Genomic DNA, 19994 nt, shown 5'->3' with positions numbered 1-19994 from the left:
GCTCCCGGAAGAAACGCCCCATGCCCCTGTCCCCTCCGCGCGCCGAGCGCAAGCTGGCGCACACCCGCACCCTCACGATCCGCGGCCACGAGCGCAGCGACGGGCTGTTCGACATCGAGGGCCACCTGGTCGACGTGCGCCCCAAGGCCGTTCAGTTCGCGGGCGGCGGCCGGGGCGCGGGCGAGCCGATCCACGTGATGTGGCTGCGCCTGACCGTCGATGCGCAGGCGCTGATCGTCGACGCGGAGGCCGTCACCGATGCCGGTCCCTTCGACGAGGTCTGCGGCACCATCGCGCCCGCCTACCGCGGCCTGATCGGTCTGCGCGTGGGCGCGGGCTTCCGTGGCCACGTGCGGCGCCTGCTCACCGGCGTGCGCGGCTGCACCCACATGAGCGAGATGCTCTCGACCATGGCCACGGCCGTGATCCAGACGCTCGAGGGCAGCCGGCCGCAGCCCCAGGACCAGCGGCCCTTCCAGCTCGACGGCTGCCATGCGCTGGCCAGCGACGGACCGACGGTCGCGCGCTACTACCCGCGCTGGCACCGGCGCGGCGAGCCGCCTGCCGACTAGGCTTCGCTGCGCAGGTGAGCCTTGAGGATCTTGCCCGCCGGCGTAAGCGGCAGCTCGCTGCGCAGCACCACCTGGCGCGGCATCTTGTAGTCGGCGATACGGCCCGAGCAATGCGCGAGCACCTCGGCCGCCGTGAGGCCGCTGCCTTCGCGGGCCACCACGAAGTAGCGGCCGATCTCGCCCAGCACCGGGTCGGGCACGCCGATCCCGGCCACCATCACCACCGCAGGATGGGTCGCGATCAGCGCCTCGACCTCGGCCGGGTACACGTTGAAGCCGCCCTGGATGTACATGTCCTTCATGCGGCCCTTGAGCGTGATGAGCCCGCGCGCATCGACGCAGCCCAGGTCGCCGGTGCGCAGCCAGCCGCCCTCGAACGCGCCCTGGCCCGCGGCCGCGCCGACGTAGTCGCGCACCACGCCCAGGCCGCGGAACTGCAGCTCGCCGATCTCGCCCGCGGGCAGTGCCGTGCCCTCGGGCCCCTGCACGCGGACCTGTGCGCCGTCGAGCACCGTGCCGATGCTCTGCATCAGGTCCTGGTCGCTGCATTGCCAGGGCGTCATCACGAGCGCGCCCGAGGCTTCGGACAGGCCGTAGAGGTTCATGATCTTCGCCGCCGGCATGCGCTGCTGCAGCTGGCCGAGCAGCGTGGCATCGACGTTGGAGCCGCCGGTGATCACGAGCCGTACCGAGCCCAGGTCGACGTCCGGCGACTCCGGGTGCATCAGCAGCAGCGTCATCATCGTCGGCACGCCGACCAGGATCGCCGGCGGATGGCGGCGGATCATGTCGAGCACGGTCTTGGCCTTGAACACCGGAACCAGCTCGCAGCTGCCGCCCGCGAGCAGTTGCGAGAGGATGCCGCAGGTGATGCCGCCGACGTGGTTGAAGGGGTTGGCCAGCTGCATCAGGTCGCCTGGCCGCGGGCGCGTGTGGCGGTACTGGCCGTGCGCCGACGCGAGCAGGCTGGCATGCGTGAGCGCGCAGCCCTTGGGCCGGCCGGTGGTGCCCGAGGTGTAGATCACCATCGCCAGGTCGGTGGCCCGCACCGCGGGCGTGGCCTGGCCGAGCGCCGCGTCGTCGATAGGCGAGGCCGCCATCGCGGCGAACACGTCGCCATCGAGCGTGACCACCTCGCGCAGCGCGGGCAGGGTCGGCGCCAGCCGCTCGAGCATCGCCTGGAAGTCGAAGCCGTCGATCTCGCGCCTGGCGAACACAGCCTTTGACTGGCTGTCGGCCAGCATGAAAGCGATCTCGGCCTCGCGGTAGCGCGGGCTCAGCGCGACCACCGCCACGCCGATGCGCGTGGCCGCGAAGAAGAGCTGCAGCCACTCGACCTGGTTGTGCGACAGCAGCGCGATGCGGTCGCCGCGTACCAGGCCGCGGCGCAGCAGCGCGCCCGCCAGCCGCCGGCTCGCGGCCTCCATGTCGGCGAAGCCGAAGCAACGTTCGCCGTCGAGGTAGGCGACGACGTCGGGATGCTGCGTCGCCGCGGCGTGGAGCGCGGCGTGCAGCAGCGTGGGTGGCGAGTCGGCAGGGTGGGCGGGGTGGGTGGCTTCGGTCATGGTGGGGACGCGGTGTAACGGGTGCCTGCAGCCTAAGAAAAGCGCACCCTCCCTGGCTTGCGTGCAGTCGCTGTCCGCAGCCAGTTCGCGCAAGACCGTCCGCGGGCCCGCGGCTAGCCTCGTGGCAGAACCAGGAGACACCGCATGGAATTCTTCGAAGCGCCGCCGCTTCCCTTCTATTTCACGCCCGAGCACGAGCAGTTCCGCGCCGGCGTGCGCGACTTTATCGCGCGCGAGATCACGCCGCACGTCAACGAATGGGACGAGGCCGAGACCTTCCCGCGTTCGCTCTACGGCCGCGCGGCCGAGCTGGGCGTGCAGAGCCTGGGCTATCCCGAAGAATACGGCGGCACGCCGGCCGACATCTTCTACCAGCTGGTGGTCGCCGAGGAGTTCGCGCGTTGCGGCGGCGGCGGCGTGCAGGCCTCGCTCAACTCGCACAGCATCGCGCTGCCGCCGATCCTCAAGGCCGGCAGTGACGAGATCAAGCGCCGCGTGATCCCGCCGGTTCTGGCCGGCGAGAAGATCGCCGCGCTGGCCGTGACCGAGCCTTCGGGCGGCTCCGACGTGGCCAACCTGCGCACGACCGCGGTGCGCGACGGCGACCACTACGTGGTCAACGGCGAGAAGACCTTCATCACCTCGGGCATGCGTGCCGACTTCATCACCACCGCCGTTCGCACCGACCCCGCGATCAAGGGCGCGGGCGGCATTTCAGTGCTGCTGATAGACGGCGACACGCCGGGCCTTACGCGCACCGCGCTGCAGAAGATGGGCTGGTGGAGCTCCGACACCGCGCACCTGCGCTTCGACAACTGCCGCGTGCCGGTGGCCAACCTCGTGGGCGAGGAGAACAAGGGCTTCAAGACCTTCATGAACAACTTCAACAGCGAGCGGCTCTTCATGTCGGCGCTGGCCTGCGGCTATGCCGAGGTCTGCCTGCAGGAAGCGCTCGACTGGACGCGCCAGCGCACGCTCGCGGGCAGCACACTGTCGCAGCGGCAGGTGGTGCGCCACAAGCTGATGGACATGACGCTGCGCATCGACGCCGCGCGCGCATTGCTCTACGACCTGGCCTACCGCATCGAGCACGGGCTCGCGCGGCCCGAGCACCTGGTGGCCCGCGTCTGCCTGGCCAAGGTGCAGGCCACGCAGGCCATGCAGTTCTGCGCCGACCAGGCGGTGCAACTGCTGGGCGGCATGGGCTTCATGCGCGGCACGCGCAGCGAGCGCATCTACCGCGAGGTCAAGGTGATGATGATCGGTGGCGGCTCGGAAGAGGTCATGAAGGACCTGGCCGCGCGGCAGCTCGGCGTTTGAGCACGACACAACGAAGACAGGAAAAGACCCCCGATGGAACAGACGATAGACGACCTGCGTGCCGAATACGCGCAACTGGCCGACCTGGCCCGAACGTTCACGCCCACTCAGTGGGCCGAGCGCAGCGCCTTCTACGGCTGGACGCCCTGGGATGAAATCGCACACCTCTGCTTCTTCGACCAGACCGCGCTGCTCTCGGCCACCGACGCCGACGCTTTTGCGCACGACACCGCCGCGCTGATGGCCGAGCTGGCCACGGGCCGCGAAATCAGCGCCATCGCGCGCGCCAAGTACGCGCCGCTCGACGGCGCGGCGCTGCTCGCGCACTGGGAGCCGATCTCCGCGCGGCTGACCGAGGCGCTGGCCGTGCTCGACCCCAAGGCCCGGCTGCCCTGGTACGGCCCGTCGATGAGCGCGCGCTCCTTCGCGACCGCGCGCCTCATGGAGACCTGGGCCCACGGCCAGGACGTGTGGGATGTCGCGCGCCGCCGCCGGCCCGCGAGCCACCGGCTGCGCCACATCGCGCACATCGGCGTGACCACCTTCGGCTGGAGCTTCGTCAACCGCAAGCGGCCCGTGCCCGTGGTGGTGCCCTACGTGGACCTGCAGGCGCCGCAGGGCGGCGAGCGCTGGACCTGGGGCGACCCGGCCTCGCCGGAGCGGATCACGGGTCCGGCGCTCGACTTCTGCCTACTGGTCACGCAGCGCCGCAACCTGGCCGACACCGCGCTGGCGTTCACCGACGGGTCGGCGCGCGAATGGCTGTCGATCGCGCAGTGCTTCGCGGGCGAGCCCGCCGACGCCCCCGGGCCCGGCGTGCGCCAGGTGGCGTACATCGATTGACCGGCGAGCCGATCACGCTGGCGCTGCAGCCGCGGATCGAGGCCGCACTCGATGCACTGCGCCACGGCACCGGCGCGCAGTGCCTGTCGGACCATGCGTTCTCCAACCTCTACCTGTTCCGCGAGGCGCACGGCTACCGCTTCCTGCCCGGCGACTGGCCCGGCGTGGCGGGCCACACCTACGACGGCACGCGACACTTCTTGCCGCTGTTCGACGTGGCTGCCGCACCCCCGGCGGTGCTGGCCGGGCTGATCGAGGCGCACGGCTGCCTCTACCCGGTGGCGAGCGCGCAGGCCGAGGCGCTGCCGGCGGACCGCTTCGCCGCCGCCTCCTCGCCCGACGACGCGGACTACCTCTACGACGCCGCCACGCTGCGCGACTACCCTGGCCGTGCGCTGGCCAAGAAGCGCAACCTGGTGCGGCAGTTCCTCGCGCAGCATGCGCCGTATGCCGTGCCCTTCGATGCGGCGCAGGCCGAGGCCGCACGCGCGGTGCTGCGCGGCTGGATGCTGCACAAGGGCAAGGCCGAGGGCGAGGCCGACGAGCGCGCCTGCCTTGAGGCCATCGGCCATGCGCAGCGCTTCGGCTTCGAGGGCTTCGTGCACTGCGTGGGCGCGCTGCCCGTGGCCTTCCTGCTGGTGCAGGCGCTGCAGCCCGGCGTGTTCGCGGTGCGCTTCGCCAAGGGGCTGGATAGCCACGTGGGCGTCTACCCCTACATGTTCCAGCACTTCTGCCGGGCGTTCGAGCAGCCCGTGCACTGGCTCAACTTCGAACAGGACATGGGGCTCGCGGGCTTCCGGCGCAGCAAGCGCTCGTACCGGCCGAGCGCGCTGCTGCCGAAGTGGCGGGTGGCATTGCGCGACTGAGGCCGCGCCTTCTCGGAACTCGCAGCGTGCTTCCCTCGCGGCACCGCCATCGGCTGGGCGCGCCCGCAGCCTTCGCTCCTGCCCACCCGAGGGTCGTTCGCGGCACACGCAGATTTGGCCGCAGCCAGTTCGCGCAAGACCGGCCCCGGACCTTTGCCTAAGCTGACCTCCATACAACAGTCCGCAAACGCCACCCGGCACCTGCAGCACCACAGCAATGGCAATCATCGAATCGAACGTTTTCCCTGGCAGCGAGGCCTTCGAGGCCAACCGCACCGGCATGCTGGCACTGATCGACCGCGTCCGCGGCTACGAGAAGCGCAGCATCGCCACGTCGGGCAAGTCCCGCGAGCGCTTCGAGAAGCGCGGGCAGCTGCTGCCGCGCGAGCGGCTGTCGCTGCTGCTCGACCCGGGCACACCCTTCCTCGAGATCAGCTCGCTGGCCGGGCTCGGGCTGGACAACCCCGACCTCGAGAAGAGTGTGCCCGGCGGCGGCGTGATCGGCGGCATCGGCTGGGTCTCGGGCGTGCGCGTGATGGTCAACGCCTCCGACTCGGGCATCGATGCCGGCGCGCTGCAGCCCATGGGCATCCCCAAGCAGCTGCGCATGCAGGAGCTGGCACTGGAGAACAAGCTGCCCTACGTGCAGCTGGTCGAGAGCGCGGGCGCGAACCTCATGACCTACAAGGTCGAGGAGTTCATCACCGGCGGCAACCTGTTCCGCAACATCGCGCGCATCTCGGCTGCGGGCCTGCCCGTGGTCACGGTCACGCACGGCTCGTCCACCGCGGGCGGTGCCTACCAGACGGGCCTGTCCGACTACATCATCATGGTGAGGGGCCGCTCGCGGGCCTTCCTCGCGGGGCCGCCGCTGCTCAAGGCCGCGACCGGCGAGATCGCGACCGAGGAGGAGCTGGGCGGCGCGGTGATGCACACCTCGATCTCGGGCTTGGGCGACTACCTGGCCGAGGACGACCGCGATGCGATCCGGCTGGCGCGCGAGATCCTGGCCAACATCGACTGGCAGCGCGGCATGCCCGCCGAGACGGCGCGCAGCTTCAAGCCGCCGCGCTACGACGCGGAAGAGCTGCTGGGCGTTATGCCCATGGACCACAAGCGCCCGGTCGACATGAAGCAGGTCATCGCGCGCATCGCCGACGACTCCGAGTTCCTCGAGTTCGGCGCGAACTACGGTGGCGCGACCGTGGTCGGCCACATCAAGATCGAAGGCATGCCCCTGGGCGTGATCACCAACAACGGCCCGATCGACCCGGCCGGCGCGACCAAGGCCACGCACTTCATCCAGGCCTGCTGCCAGTCGAAAACGCCGATCCTCTACCTCAACAACACGACCGGCTTCATGGTCGGCAAGGACTACGAGGAGGCCGGCATCATCAAGCACGGCTCCAAGATGATCCAGGCCGTGACCAACGCCACCGTGCCGCAGATCACCATCTACTGCGGCGCCTCCTTCGGCGCCGGCAACTACGGCATGTGCGGCCGCGGGTTCCATCCGCGCTTCTGTTTCTCCTGGCCCAACGCCAAGACCGCGGTGATGGGCGGCGAGCAGGCCGCGCAGACCATGGTCAACGTGGCCGAGGCCGCGATGAAGCGCAAAGGCGGCGAGGTCGACCGCGAAAAACTCGCCGAGATGGAGCGCCGCATCATCGACCGCTTCGACAGCCAGATGAGCGTCTTCACCACCAGCGCCCACATGCTCGACGACGGCGTGATCGACCCGCGCGACACGCGTGCGGTGCTGAGCAAGGTGCTGTCGATCTGCCGCGACGCCGAGCAGCGCGCGCCGCAGAAGATGCAGTTCTCGGTGGCGCGCCCCTGAGCCGAAGAAAAAGAAGCGAGACACACGAGCCATGCAACTCACACCCGAACACGACACGCTGCGCGACACGCTCAAGCGCTTCATCGACAAGGAGGTCAACCCCTACGTCGACGAATGGGAGCGCGCCGAGGTCTTCCCGGCCCACCAGGTGTTCAAGCGCCTGGGCGAACTCGGCATGCTGGGCCTGACGAAGCCGGTCGAGGACGGCGGCGCCGGCCTCGACTACTCTTACGGCGCGGTGATGGCCGAGACGCTCGCGCACATGAACTGCGGCGGCGTGCCGATGGCCATCGGCGTGCAGACCGACATGGCGACACCCGCGCTCTCGCACCGGGGCAGCGCCGAGTTGCGGGCGGAATTCCTCGCGCCCGCGATCGCCGGCGACTACGTGGCCTGCCTGGGCGTGTCGGAAGTCGGCAGCGGCTCCGACGTGGCCTCGATCAAGACCACCGCGCGCAAGGACGGCGGCGACTATGTGATCAACGGCGGCAAGATGTGGACCACCAACGGTACGCAGGCCGACTTCTGCTGCGTGCTGGCCAACACCTCCGAAGGCGCTTCGCACCGCAACAAGTCGCTGATCGTGGTGCCCATGAAGACCCGAGGCGTCGAAGTCGCGCGCAAACTGCGCAAGATGGGCATGCACTCGTCGGACACCGCGCAGATCCACTTCGACGACGTGCGCGTGCCGCAGCGATACCGCATCGGCGAGGAGGGCATGGGCTTCATCTACCAGATGGAGCAGTTCCAGGTCGAACGCCTCTGGGGCGCGCTCAACAACGCCGGCATGGCGCAGCGCGCCATCGACACCACCATCGGCTACACGCGCGAGCGCCGCGCCTTCGGCCGCTCGATCCTGGACAACCAGTGGGTGCACTACCGGCTGGCCGAGCTGCAGACCGAGGTGGCCGCCTTGCACGCCCTCTGCTGGCAGGGCGTGGAGGAGGTGGTGGCCGGGCAGGACGCCACGCGCACCGCGACCATGGCCAAGCTCAAGGCCGGTCGCGTGATCCGCGAAGTGGCCGACGGCTGCCTGCAGTTCTGGGGCGGCATGGGCTTCGTCGACGAGAGCCCCATTTCGCGCATCTTCCGCGACGGCCGGCTCACCTCGATCGGCGGCGGCGCCGACGAAGTGATGCTCCAGATCCTCAGCAAGTACATGGGCACCTTCCCGTCCGCTCACTGAAAAAACCATCGACGTACGCTCCATGACCGCCTCGACCTCCACGCTCACGCCCTTCCGCAAGATTCTGATCGCCAACCGCGGCGAGATCGCCTTGCGCATCATCCGCAGCGCGCGTGCGCTCGGTTACCGCACGGTCGCCGTGTACTCCACGGCCGATGCCGGCGCGCGCCATGTGCGCGAGGCCGACCAGGCCGTGTGCATCGGCGAACCGCTGCCCGCGCAGTCCTACCTGCGCATCCCCGCGATCATCGAGGCCGCGAAGCTCAGCGGCGCCGACGCGGTGCACCCGGGCTACGGCTTCCTGGCCGAGAACGAGGACTTCGCGCAGGCCTGCCAGGACGCGGGCCTGGTGTTCATCGGCCCCTCGGCCGAAGCCATCGTGTCGATGGGCAACAAGGCCGGCGCCAAGACGCTGATGCAGGCGGCCGGCGTGCCCTGCATCCCCGGCTACCAGGGCGACGACCAGGGCGAGGAACGGCTCGCGGCCGAGGCCGTGCGAATCGGCTTTCCGGTGATGATCAAGGCCACGGCCGGTGGCGGCGGGCGCGGCATGCGGCTGGTGCCCTCGGCCAAGGAGTTCCCCGAGCTGCTGCGCAGCGCGCGCTCCGAGGCGCAGAGCGCCTTCGGCGACCCCGAGGTGATCCTCGAGCGCGCCATCGTCGAGCCGCGCCACATCGAGATCCAGGTCTTCGCCGACCGCCACGGCAACGCGATCCACCTGGGCGAGCGCGACTGCTCGGTGCAGCGCCGCCACCAGAAGCTGATCGAGGAAGCGCCCTCGCCGGCCGTCGACGCCGAGCTGCGCGCGCGCATGGGCGCCACCGCGGTGGCCGCGGTCAGGGCCATCCGCTACGAAGGCGCGGGCACGCTCGAGTTCCTGCTCGACGCCGAAGGCAACTACTACTTCATGGAAATGAACACCCGGCTTCAGGTCGAGCATCCGGTGACCGAGGCCATCACCGGCCTCGACCTGGTCGCGCTGCAACTGCGCGTGGCCGGCGGCGAGCCGTTGCCGATCACGCAGGAGCAGGTCAAGTTCAACGGCCATGCGATCGAGGTGCGGCTGTGCGCAGAAGACGCCGACAAGGGCTTCATGCCCCAGAGCGGCACCATGGCGCTGTGGGCCATGCCTGCGCAGCTGCGCGTCGAGCATGCGCTGCGTTCGGGCGGCGAGATCCCGCCTTACTACGACTCGATGATCGCCAAGGTCATCAGCCACGGCGACACGCGCGAGGCCGCGCGGCGCCAGTTGATGGCCGGCCTCGAGGATGCGGTGGCGCTGGGCGTGACCACCAACCAGGCCTTCCTGCACCGCTGCCTGAGCCATGCGGTCTTCGCGGCCGGCGGCGCCACCACCGCCTTCATCGCGCAGAACCAGGACGCGCTGCTCGCGCCCGACACCGAGGCCCGTGCGCGCGCCGCCGCCATCGCGGCCGTGCTGCTCTACGAGACCACCGGTGCGCGCCGCGCGCCCGCGATCGGCCGGCGCATGACGCACAGCCTGCCGATCTCGCTGCGCTTCGAGGTCGAAGGCAGCGCGCTGAGCGCGAGCATCGTGCTGCGGCAGCAGCGCCATTTCGAGGTGTCGATCGGCGACGCGGCGCACGTCATCGAGCTGGCCGAGATCGGCGAGCACGCCGCGCGCTTCGTCTGCGACGGCCTTTATGAAAGCGCGGCCTTCCACCGCGACGGCGCCACGCTGCTGCTGCACTTCCGCGGCATCCCGGTGCGCATCGAGGACAAGACCCGCGCCGCGACCACGCGCCAGGGCGAGGCCGGCGGCGACGGCAAGGTGCGCGCCTCGATGAACGGCCGCGTGGTCGCGGTGATGGCCGCGGTCGGCGACATGGTCGAGGCGGGCCAGCCGGTCGTCACGCTCGAGGCCATGAAGATGGAGCACATCCACGCCGCGCCGGTGGCCGGCAAGGTGATTGCGCTTCACGTGAAGACCGGCGACCAGGTCGCGGCCAGCCGCGTGGTGGTCGAGATCGAGGTGGCCGCCAAGGACGCGGTCGCGGCCTAGGCCCACACAGGGCGCGCGGCCAGCGCCCGGCGAACAAGGAGCGAGACAAGATGAGCGAGACGAACGAGCCCGCGGTGCGGGTGGACAAGCGCGGCCACGCGATGTGGGTCACGATCAACCGGCCCGACAAGCGCAACGCGATCAACAAGGAAGTGGTTGCCGGCATCCGCGACGGCTGGCGCCGCGCCCATGCCGACCCCGAGGTGCGCGTGATCGTGCTCACCGCCGCGGGCGAGAAGGCTTTCTGCGCGGGCGGCGACCTGCAGCCGGGCGCGGGATTCGCGTTCGACCTCTCGCAGCCCAACATCGACTACGCCGACATGCTGCGCGACGTGCAGAACGCCACCTTGCCGAGCATCGCGCGCATCAACGGCGTCTGCATGGCCGGTGGCGTGGGCCTGCTGTGCATGACCGACATGGCGGTCGCGGCCGACCATGTGCAGTTCGGCCTGCCCGAGGTCAAGATCGGCCTGTTCCCGATGCAGGTGCTGAGCCTGCTGCAGGACATCGTGCCGCGCCGCACGCTGCGCGAGTGGTGTCTCACGGGCGAGCCCTTCGGCGCGGCCGAGGCCCTGGAGGCGGGGCTGCTCAACTATGCGGTGCCCGCCGACGAGCTCGACGCGAAAACGCAGTGGCTGGTCGACCGCCTCGCCGGCAAGTCGCCCACGGCGCTGCGCCGCGGCAAGTACGCGATGCGCGCGATGGCCGCGATGTCCTTCGACGAAGGCATCGCCTACACCGAGAGCCAGATCGCGCTGCTCGCGATGACCGAAGACGCGCGCGAGGGCCTGGCCTCGTTCAACGAGAAGCGCAAGCCGGTGTGGACCGGACGCTGAACCGCATCCGTCGCGCGAGCCAATCGAGCAGCAGCGCGTTTACCACCTCGGGTTGCTCTTGCTGCGTCCAGTGGCCGCAGTCGGCCAGCGTGTGGCGTTCGAGGTCGGGCACGATGCGCTCCATGCCGCGCGTGGTCGCGGGCGGCAGGAAGAAGTCGCGGTCCGCGCTGACCATCAGCGCCGGCACGCCGACATGGTCGACGGTGGCGGCGGTGTCGAGCCAGTTGCGGTGCAGGTTGCGATACCAGTTCAGCGCGCCCTCGAAGCCGGTGCGCGCGTACGCCTGCGTGAACACGCGCAGCGTGTCGTCGTCCAGCAGCGGCGCACCCATTACCGCGGGCTCGCCGGTGAACATCGTGGCGGGCAGCGCCTGCACGCGCGCGGGCAGTTGCGCGAACTGCGCGAGCGTGAGCGCAGGGCGCCGCATCAGGCCGCGGAAGGTGGCCTCGACGTCTCGGCCCAGCAGCGCCTCGCCCACACCCGCCGGCTGGAACGCGACCATGTAGTGCGCGGGCCCGCGCGCCTGCAGCATGGTCTGCACCAGGTCGACCTCGGTGCGGCGCGTGTAGGGCGTGTTCAGCGAGACGACGCCCTGCACGCGCGCAGCATGGTCGCGCGCCAGCGTCCAGGCGAGCGCGCCGCCGAAGTCGTGGCCCACGACCACCGCGCGCGCGATGCCGAGCGCATCGAGCAGCCCGACCACGTCGAACGCGAGGTTCTGCATGCGGTAGGCCTCGAGCGGGCCCTGGGGGCCGGTGTCGCCGTAGCCGCGCAGGTCGGGTGCGACCACGCCGTAGCCTGCGGCGGCCAGCGCGCGGACCTGGTGGCGCCACGAATGGGCGAGTTCGGGAAAGCCGTGCAGCAGCACGACCGTGGGACGCGCTGCATCAGCCGGCGGCACCACGCTGGCGGCCATCGCGAGGCCGGGGGTGGCGATCCGGCGCCAGCCGGGCAGGGTGGGGGAATCGATGGCGAGCATGTCCTCGTCCTGATGCAGTTCACAGCGAGGCCGCGAGGCGCACGCCTTCGTCGATGGCGCGCGTGGCGTCGAGTTCGGCCGCGAAGCGCGCGCCACCGATCGCGGTCACGGGCACGCCGGCCGCTTCGAGCGCGGGAGCCAGCGCGTTGTCCGGGTCCTGGCCTGCGCAGAGCACGACGGTGTCGACCACCAGCACGCGCGGCTCGCCGCGCACCCGCAGGTGCAGGGCCAGCGCATCGCCCTGGGCCTCGATGCGTTCGTAGGCCACGCCCGCCCATTGGTGCACCCCGCGCCGGCCGAGCAGCGCGCGGCGGATCCATCCGGTGGTTTTGCCCAGACGCTTGCCCGGCGTCTCGTCCTTGCGCTGCAGCAGCCACACATGGCGTGGCGACTGCGGCGGCGCGGGCGGCACCAGGCCGCCGCGCGCGGCCACGCTGAAGTCGATGCCCCAGGTCGCGGCGAAGTGTGCGCCCTCGTCGGCCGCGCCCAGGGCCTCGTGCGTGAGCAACTCGGCTACGTCGAAGCCGATGCCGCCCGCGCCGATGATCGCAACGCGCGCGCCGGGCTCGCAGCGGCCCTCGATCACCTCGGCATAGCCGACCACGCCCGGAAGGTCGACGCCCGGCAGTTCGGGCGTGCGCGCCCGCACGCCAGTGGCCAGGATCACGTGGTCGAAGCCGCCGGCCGCCAGCGTGGCCGGTTCGGCCCGGGCGCCGAGCACCTGGCGCACGCCCGCTCGCTCTAGCCGCGTCGCGTAGTGGCGCAGCGTCTCGGCGTATTCCTCCTTGCCCGGGATGCGCTGCGCCAGGTTGAACTGGCCGCCGACGCGCGGCGCCGCGTCGAACAGCGTGACATCGTGGCCGCGCTCGGCCGCGGTGGTGGCCGCGGCCAGGCCGCCCGGGCCCGCGCCGACCACCGCGATGCGCCGGCGCTGGGCCGCGGGCTCGATCACAAGCTCGGTCTCGCGGCAGGCGCGCGGGTTGACCATGCAGCCGGTCAGCTGGCCCGACAAGGCCGCGTCGAGGCAGCCCTGGTTGCAGGCGATACAGGTGTTGATCTCGTCGGCGCGGCCGGCGCTGGCCTTGTTCACGAAGTCGGCGTCGGCGAGCAGCGGGCGGGCCATGGACACCAGGTCGGCGTCGCCGCGCGCGAGGATCGACTCGGCCAGCGCGGGGTCGTTGATGCGGTTGCTCGCCACCACCGGCACGCGCAGCTCGCGCTTGAGCCGGGCCGTGAGCGCGACGAAGGCCGCGCGCGGCACCAGCGTGGCGATGGTGGGCACGCGCGCCTCGTGCCAGCCCACGTAGGGGTTGAGGATCGAGGCGCCCGCGTCCTGCACGGCACGCGCGAGCTGCACCACCTCGTCCCAGGTGCAGCCGCCCTCGACCAGGTCGAGCATCGACAGCCGGTAGATCAGCAGGAAGCGCGGCCCGGTCGCGGCGCGCACGCGACGCACCGCCTCAACTGCGAAGCGCATGCGGTTCTCGGCGCTGCCGCCCCAGGCGTCCTCGCGCTGGTTGGCGCGCGGTGCCGCGAACTGGTTGATCAGGTAGCCCTCGGCACCCATCACCTCGACGCCGTCGTAGCCCGAGCCCTGCGCCAGCACAGCGGCGCGCGCGTAGTCATCGAGGGTGCGCTGGATGTCGGCCTCACTCATCTCGCGCGGCGTGACGGCCGACAGCGGCGATTTGCGCGCAGACGGTGCCACGCCCTGGTCGTGGTGCGCGTAGCGGCCCGCGTGCAGCAATTGCATGGCGACCAGCGCGCCGTGCGCATGCACGGCGTCGGTGATCTCGCGGTGCGGTGCGGCGTCGGCCGCGCTGGCCAGCGTGCGCATGCCGGCCCACATGTTGCCCTCGGCGTTGGGCGACAGACCGCCCGTGACGATCAGCGCCGCGCCGCCGCGCGCCCGCTCGGCGTAGAAGGCCGCCATGCGCGCGATGCCGTCAGGCTTTTCCTCGAGCCCGGTGTGCATCGAGCCCATGAGCACGCGGCAGCGCAGCAGCGTCTGGGTGCCGTCGGCATGCGGGATGGCCAGCGGCGAGAGGAGGGTGGGATAGGTGTTCATCGTCCGGCGATTCTGGGACGGCTGTGTTGGCGGGTCTTGTGCCGACCCGCTGCGCGCGCCGTCCCGCGCGACCTGGGACTTTCCCGAGGAAACGGCCAGCCCAGCGACTCGGCACAAGACCGTGGAGATGCGCGCGGGAAGACTGCGCGGGTGGCCGGTCGCTTCCGATCGCCGAAGTCCCAGGAGTTTGCGAGATGAAGACGAGACGTACAGGCCTCGCAGCCGCATGGCTGGCCGCCGCCCTGCCATTGGCCGCCGGCGCCCAGGCCATGCAGGGCGTGAGCAAGACCGAGGTGGTGGTCGGCACCATCCAGGACCTGTCGGGCCTTAGCCAGGAGCTGCCTTGGAATTCATCCAGTTGCTGATATCCGGTGCCGCCCTAGGCTGCATCTACGCGCTGATCGCGCTGGGCTTCGTGCTGATCTACAAGGCGACCGAGACCGTCAACTTCGCGCAGGGCGAGCTGATGATGCTCGGCGCCTGCACCGGCTACCTGCTGATGCTGTGGTTCAAGCTGCCCTTCCTGTGGGCCGCGCTGGTCAGTGTCGCGGGCATGGCGGGCTTCGGCGTGCTGCTCGAGCGCGCGGTGATCCGGCCCATCCTGGGCCAACCGCAGTTCACCGTGGTGATGCTGACCATCGGGCTGGGCTACATCACGCGCGGGCTGGTCACGATGCTGCCGGGTATCGGTACCGACACCCACGTGCTCGACGTGCCCTACCGCGGTGAGGTCTGGAAGCTTGGCACGCTGGTGCTGAGCGCGGAGCAGGGCGCGGTGATCGGCATCACGCTTGCGCTGTGCCTGGGGCTGTTCCTGATGTTCAAGTACACCAAGCTCGGCGTGGCGATGCAGGCCGCATCGCAGAACCAGCTCGCGGCCTACTACATGGGCATCCCGGTGCGCCGGCTCAACGGCATGGTGTGGGGACTGTCGGCGGCTGTGGCCACGGTGGCCGGGTTGCTGCTCGCGCCCATCACCTTCGTGCATGTGAACATGGGCTTTATCGGCCTCAAGGCCTTCCCGGCCGCGGTGGTCGGCGGCTTCGGCAGCCTGCCGGGCGCGGTGGTGGGCGGGCTGATCATCGGCATCGTCGAGGCGCTCGCGGGCTTCTACCTGCCCGAGGGTTTCAAGGACGTGGCGGCCTATGTGGTGGTGCTGCTGATGCTCATCGTCAAGCCCAGCGGACTGTTCGGTGAAAAGCAGCGAAAGAAAGTATGAGATTCATCTTCAGAACCAGCTACCGCCAAGACTACCGCCTCGCGCAGCACAACGGCCATCTGTTCTGGTACGGGCTGCTGCTTATGGCACTGGTGGCCGCGCCCTGGGTCGTCGGCCCGTACTGGACCTCGCAGCTCACCTTCGTGCTGATCTACGCGATCGCGGGGCTGGGCCTGATGGTGCTCGCGGGCTACACCGGCCTGGTGTCGATCGGGCATGCGGCCTTCCTGGGGGTGGGCGCGTACACGCAGGCGGTGCTCACGGGGCAGGGCTGGTCGTTCCCGGTGGCGCTGGCCGCATCGGCCGGGCTGTCGGCCGCGGTGGGCGTGGTGGTCGGGCTGCCCGCGCTGCGCGTCAAGGGCATTTACCTCGCGGTGGCGACGCTGGCCTTCGGCTTCATCGTCGAGGAAGTGATGGCGCGCTGGGAGCACGTCACGGGCGGCAACGCGGGCTTGTCGGTGAAGGCGCCCGCGATGTTCGGCTGGACGGCGAGCAGCGCGCCGGCCTTCTATCTGGTGGTGCTGGGGGTATGCCTGCTCGTGACGCTGGCGGTGCTGAACCTGCTGCGCAGCTCGACCGGCCGGGCCTTCATCGCGATCCGCGACTCAGAGATCTCGGCGCAGAGCATGGGCATCCACCTGGCGCGCTACAAGACCACGTCCTTCGCGCTCTCGGCGGCCATCGTGGGTGTGGCGGGTGCGCTGTACGCGCACAAGCTGCGCTTCATCTCGCCCGAGCAGTTTGGCATCTCGCAGTCGATCGACCTGCTGCTGCTGGTGGTCGTGGGCGGGCTGGGCTCGGTGCACGGCGCCTTCTTCGGCGCCATCTTCCTGATCACCATGCCGCAGTTCATCGCGCTGTTCAAGGACTGGCTGCCGCCCGCCATCGGCCAGGCCGCGGGACTGCAGGCCGTGGTGTTCGGCATCGTGCTCATGGGCTTCGTGCTGTTCGAGCCCACCGGCCTGTACGGCCGCTGGGTCAAGCTGCGGACCTACCTGGAGCTGTTCCCGACCTACCGCCGCGGCATGTTCAGGCGCCAGAAAACCTTCCAGAAATCGGAGCGCGTCCGATGAGCGACATGCTTCTTTCCGCCAGGGACCTGAGCGTGCGCTTCGGCGGCGTGCTGGCCGTCAACAAGGTCAGCTTCGACGTGCACAAGGGCGAGGTCTTCACCTTGATCGGGCCCAACGGCGCGGGCAAGACCACGGTGTTCAACCTGATCAGCCGGATCTACATGCCGACCACCGGCACGCTGGCCTTCGACGGCCACCCCATCGACCGCACGCCCGCGCACGGCATCGCCGCGCTAGGCATCGCGCGCACCTTCCAGAACATCGAGCTGTTCGAACACGCGACCGTGCTGCAGAACCTGTTGATCGGCTTCCACACGCACCGGCGCTCGGGCTTCTGGAGCGACCTGCTGTTCGCGCCGGCCGCGCGGCGCAACGAGATCGCCGCGCGCCGCAAGGCCGAAGAGGTGATCGAGCTGCTGCGCCTGATGCGCTACCGCGACCAGCGCGTGGCCGGGCTGCCATACGGCGTGCGCAAGGTGGTCGAGCTCGCGCGCGCGCTGTGCAGCGCGCCCAAGCTGCTGCTGCTCGACGAGCCTTCGTCGGGCCTGAACGCCGAGGAGACCGAGGACATGGCGTGGTGGATCCAGGACATCCAGCGCGAGCTGGGCATTACGGTGCTGATGGTCGAGCACGACATGTCGCTGGTGTCGCGCGTGTCCGACCGCGTGCTCGCGATGAACCAGGGCGAAGTGCTGGCGCTCGGCACGCCGGCCGAGGTGCAGGCGCACCCCGGCGTGATCGAGGCCTACCTCGGCACCATCGACGATGTATCGAGCCTGCGAAGGGAGACCGCATGAGCGCGCAGATCGCCGCCGACCCCGCGGCCGCCGACGTGGTGCTCAAGCTGTCGAACCTCGAGAGTTCGTACGGCCCGGTCAAGGCCATCCGCGGCGTGAGCCTGCGCGTTCGCCGCGGCGAGATCGCCACGGTGCTGGGCTCCAACGGCGCGGGCAAGAGCACCATCCTCAAGACCATCTCGGGCGTGCTCGACCCGGCCAAGGGCAGCGTCGAGTTCAAGGGCGCCGACATCACGGGGCAGGATCCGGCCGCGATCGTGCGCGCCGGCCTGAGCCACGTGCCCGAGGGACGCGAGATCTTCCCGCTGCTGTCGGTGCGCGACAACCTGATGATGGGCGCCTTCACACGCAAGGATCGCGACGGCGTGGCGCGCGACATCGAGGCGGTCTACGGCTACTTCTCGATCCTGCGCGAGCGCGCCGCGCAGGACGCGGGCCTGCTCTCGGGCGGCCAGCAGCAGATGCTCGCGATCTCGCGTGCGCTCATGGCCGAGCCCGAGCTGATCCTGCTCGACGAACCCAGCCTGGGCCTGAGCCCGCGGCTGACCAAGGAGATCTTCGAGATCATCGTGCGCATCAACCGCGAGCGTGGCACCACCATCCTGCTGGTGGAGCAGAACGCCAACATGGCGCTCAACGCAGCGGACTTCGGCTACGTGTTGGAGAACGGCCGCATCGTGATGGAAGACCGCTGCAGCGTGCTGCGCGAGAAGGACGACATCAAGGAGTTCTACCTCGGCGCCAAGGACGACGGCGTGCGCGGCGAGCGGCGCTGGAAGAAGAAGAAGACCTGGCGCTGAACGCGGCCACCCCCCGACCCCAGGAAACACGACATGGCGACAACCCCTTCCTTCGCGCCCGTTCCGGCGGACATCGACACCGTGCCGCGCCTGTTCCGCCATGCGGTGGCCACGCGCGGCGACGCGGTGATGCTCCGGCAGAAGGAGCTCGGCATCTGGCATGCCTACACCTATGCCGAGGTCGGCCTGATCGTCGACGAACTTGCCCGCGGCCTGGCCGCGCTGGGGCTGCGGCCCGGCGACGTGATGTCGGTGCTGTCGAACACCTGCCGCGAATGGCTGTGGATAGACCTCGCGGGCCTCACGGCGGGTGTGGTGGTCAATGGCATCTACCCGACCGATGCGGCCACGCAGATCGAGTACCTGTGCCAGGACTCGGGCTCGACGTTGCTGGTGGTGGAAAACGAGGAGCAGCTCGACAAGTTCCTCGAGGTGCAAGAGGGGCTGCCCGCGGTGCGCCACGTGATCGTGTTCGACATGGAGGGGCTGGCGCGGCTCGACGATGCACGCGTGCTCTCGCTCGACGCGCTACGCGACCTGGGCCGCACGCACCGGGCTGCGCAGCCCGCGCTGCTCGACGAGCGCATCGCGAGTCGCGGCCCGGCCGATCTCGCGGTACTGGTCTACACCTCGGGCACCACCGGCCGGCCCAAGGGCGCGATGATTTCGCACGCCAACGTGATGGCCGCGAGCCGAACGCTGCAGGCCTTCCTGCCGCGCACCTCGCTGCGCGAACGCGCGGCCTTCCTGCCGCTGTGCCACGTGTCGGAGCGCATCTTCGGCGAGTACTACGCACTGCTGGCGGGGCAGACGCTGAACTTCGTCGAAGACCCCGAGACCATCTTCGACAACATCCGCGAGATCCAGCCCGACGTGTTCATGGCCGTGCCGCGCATCTGGGAGAAGCTCTATTCGAGCGTGTCGACCGCGATGCGCGAGGCCACGCGGCTCGAGCAGTGGGCCTATCGGCGCGCGCTGGCGGTGGGCGAACGCGTGGCGGGGCACCGCGAGCGGCGCGAGGCAGTGCCGGCGCTGCTGCGCGCGCGCCACTGGCTGGCGCGCAAGCTGGTGCTGGACAACCTGCGCAGCCTCATGGGCCTGGGCCGCGTCGAGTTGGCCATCACCGGGGCCGCACCGATCTCGGCCGACCTGATCCGCTGGTACATGGCGCTGGGCATCGAACTCAACGAGCTCTGGGGCATGACCGAGGTGACCGGCGCCGCCACCTGCAACCCGCAGGGCCGCAGTCGCGCGGGCAGTATCGGCGTGCCGCTGCCGGGCTCGGAGGTCCGGCTGTCGCCGCAGGGCGAGCTGCAGGTGCGCGGCGGCCAAGTCTTCATGGGTTACCTCAACCTGCCCGAGAAGACGGCCGAGGCCTTCGAGGACGGCTGGCTGCGTACCGGCGACGTGGGCCGCATGGACGACGACGGTTACTTCTACATCACCGACCGGATGAAGGACATCATCATCACGGCGGGCGGCAAGAACATTACGCCCTCGGAGTGGGAGAACCAGCTCAAGTTCAGCCCCTACGTGACCGACGCGGTGGTCATCGGCGACAAGCGCGCCTACCTGACCTGCCTGGTGATGATCGACCAGGAAAACGTCGAGCAGTGGGCACAGGAGCGTTCGGTTGCTTTCTCCGACTACCGCTCGCTCACTCGCAGCCACGAGGTCGTAAGCCTTGTTGCCGAGGAGATCGAGAAGGTCAACCGGCACTTCGCGCGGGTCGAGCAGATCAAGCAGTTCCGTCTGCTCGAGAACCGTTTGAGCGCCGAGGACGAGGAACTCACGCCGACCATGAAGCTCAAGCGCTCGCTGGTCAACCGCAAGTACGCCGTGCTGATCGATTCGATGTACGAGGAGCGCGCGGCCTGAACGGCGTACACCACGCGCCGGGCGTTCACTCGAGTTGCCCGTGCAGGCGCCGCATGCCGCGCAGCCAGCGTTCGGGGTCTTCCACCTTGCGACAGCGCTGCGTTCGGACGACGGCGTGCGTGAGGATCA

The 19994-nt window shown here is 70.0% G+C and carries 17 protein-coding genes; 14 read left to right on the top strand and 3 right to left on the bottom strand.

Annotation, left to right across the window (positions count from 1 at the left end; genetic code table 11):
- Nucleotides 1-20 precede the first annotated feature (20 nt).
- Nucleotides 21-572, top strand: a complete 552-nt coding sequence (locus QTI05_RS19810; protein WP_286620467.1) for a DUF2889 domain-containing protein — start codon at nucleotides 21-23, stop codon at nucleotides 570-572.
- Here the strand turns inward: QTI05_RS19810 and QTI05_RS19805 are convergent.
- Nucleotides 569-2137 (bottom strand): class I adenylate-forming enzyme family protein, encoded by a 1569-nt coding sequence (locus tag QTI05_RS19805; RefSeq protein ID WP_286620465.1) that lies wholly within the window; start codon nucleotides 2135-2137, stop codon nucleotides 569-571. The two genes, QTI05_RS19810 and QTI05_RS19805, sit on opposite strands and share 4 nt — an antisense overlap.
- 144 nt (nucleotides 2138-2281) lie before the next feature.
- On the opposite strand from QTI05_RS19805, the gene QTI05_RS19800 reads away from it, so the two are divergent.
- The 7 genes from QTI05_RS19800 (at nucleotide 2282) to QTI05_RS19770 (ending at nucleotide 11051) form a co-directional block, all read left to right on the top strand.
- Nucleotides 2282-3457 (top strand): acyl-CoA dehydrogenase family protein, encoded by a 1176-nt coding sequence (locus QTI05_RS19800; protein WP_286620463.1) that lies wholly within the window; start codon nucleotides 2282-2284, stop codon nucleotides 3455-3457.
- A 33-nt stretch (nucleotides 3458-3490) separates the two neighbouring features.
- A complete protein-coding gene (locus QTI05_RS19795; protein ID WP_286620462.1) occupies nucleotides 3491-4300 on the top strand; it encodes a TIGR03084 family metal-binding protein in 810 nt (269 codons plus the stop codon).
- Nucleotides 4297-5166, top strand: coding sequence for a phosphatidylglycerol lysyltransferase domain-containing protein (locus QTI05_RS19790; protein WP_286620460.1), 870 nt, complete (start codon nucleotides 4297-4299; stop codon nucleotides 5164-5166). Before QTI05_RS19795 ends, QTI05_RS19790 begins: the two co-directional genes overlap by 4 nt.
- A gap of 217 nt (nucleotides 5167-5383) precedes the next feature.
- Entirely contained in the window at nucleotides 5384-7006 is a 1623-nt protein-coding gene (locus QTI05_RS19785; RefSeq protein WP_286620458.1) for an acyl-CoA carboxylase subunit beta, read from the top strand.
- A gap of 31 nt (nucleotides 7007-7037) precedes the next feature.
- Entirely contained in the window at nucleotides 7038-8192 is a 1155-nt protein-coding gene (locus tag QTI05_RS19780) for an acyl-CoA dehydrogenase family protein (RefSeq protein ID WP_286620456.1), read from the top strand.
- 22 nt (nucleotides 8193-8214) lie between these two features.
- Entirely contained in the window at nucleotides 8215-10215 is a 2001-nt protein-coding gene (locus tag QTI05_RS19775) for an acetyl-CoA carboxylase biotin carboxylase subunit (RefSeq protein WP_286620454.1), read from the top strand.
- A 50-nt stretch (nucleotides 10216-10265) separates the two neighbouring features.
- Nucleotides 10266-11051 (top strand): enoyl-CoA hydratase/isomerase family protein, encoded by a 786-nt coding sequence (locus QTI05_RS19770; RefSeq protein WP_286620452.1) that lies wholly within the window; start codon nucleotides 10266-10268, stop codon nucleotides 11049-11051.
- Here the strand turns inward: QTI05_RS19770 and QTI05_RS19765 are convergent.
- Entirely contained in the window at nucleotides 11014-12030 is a 1017-nt protein-coding gene (locus QTI05_RS19765; RefSeq protein WP_286620450.1) for an alpha/beta fold hydrolase, read from the bottom strand. The genes QTI05_RS19770 and QTI05_RS19765 overlap by 38 nt on opposite strands.
- Nucleotides 12031-12049: 19 nt before the next feature.
- The gene (locus tag QTI05_RS19760; protein ID WP_286620449.1) at nucleotides 12050-14098 is read right to left on the bottom strand and encodes an NADPH-dependent 2,4-dienoyl-CoA reductase; all 2049 of its coding nucleotides are present in this window, start codon (nucleotides 14096-14098) and stop codon (nucleotides 12050-12052) included.
- Nucleotides 14099-14292: 194 nt separating this feature from the next.
- Between QTI05_RS19760 and QTI05_RS19755 the strand changes: the two genes are divergently transcribed.
- The 6 genes from QTI05_RS19755 to QTI05_RS19730 are packed head-to-tail and all read left to right on the top strand — an operon-like array spanning nucleotide 14293 to nucleotide 19865.
- Complete coding sequence (locus tag QTI05_RS19755; protein ID WP_286620447.1) at nucleotides 14293-14463, top strand: hypothetical protein; 171 nt, start codon at nucleotides 14293-14295, stop codon at nucleotides 14461-14463.
- Nucleotides 14442-15317, top strand: a complete 876-nt coding sequence (locus tag QTI05_RS19750) for a branched-chain amino acid ABC transporter permease (protein ID WP_286620445.1) — start codon at nucleotides 14442-14444, stop codon at nucleotides 15315-15317. Before QTI05_RS19755 ends, QTI05_RS19750 begins: the two co-directional genes overlap by 22 nt.
- Nucleotides 15314-16390, top strand: a complete 1077-nt coding sequence (locus tag QTI05_RS19745; RefSeq protein ID WP_286620443.1) for a branched-chain amino acid ABC transporter permease — start codon at nucleotides 15314-15316, stop codon at nucleotides 16388-16390. Before QTI05_RS19750 ends, QTI05_RS19745 begins: the two co-directional genes overlap by 4 nt.
- Entirely contained in the window at nucleotides 16387-17187 is an 801-nt protein-coding gene (locus tag QTI05_RS19740; RefSeq protein ID WP_286620442.1) for an ABC transporter ATP-binding protein, read from the top strand. The genes QTI05_RS19745 and QTI05_RS19740 overlap by 4 nt, the downstream gene beginning before the upstream one ends.
- Nucleotides 17184-17987: an ABC transporter ATP-binding protein gene (locus tag QTI05_RS19735; protein ID WP_286620440.1), complete on the top strand. Its 804-nt coding sequence runs from the start codon at nucleotides 17184-17186 to the stop codon at nucleotides 17985-17987. The genes QTI05_RS19740 and QTI05_RS19735 overlap by 4 nt, the downstream gene beginning before the upstream one ends.
- Before the next feature lie 33 nt (nucleotides 17988-18020).
- On the top strand, nucleotides 18021-19865 hold the full coding sequence (locus QTI05_RS19730) for an AMP-dependent synthetase/ligase (RefSeq protein WP_286620438.1): 1845 nt from the start codon (nucleotides 18021-18023) through the stop codon (nucleotides 19863-19865).
- Nucleotides 19866-19994 lie beyond the last annotated feature (129 nt).

It is taken from the genome of Variovorax fucosicus, from assembly GCF_030316825.1.
Classification (GTDB): domain Bacteria; phylum Pseudomonadota; class Gammaproteobacteria; order Burkholderiales; family Burkholderiaceae_C; genus Variovorax; species Variovorax fucosicus.
Note: the sequence above shows the minus strand (reverse complement) of the source record. Positions and strands in the feature narration are given on the sequence as shown.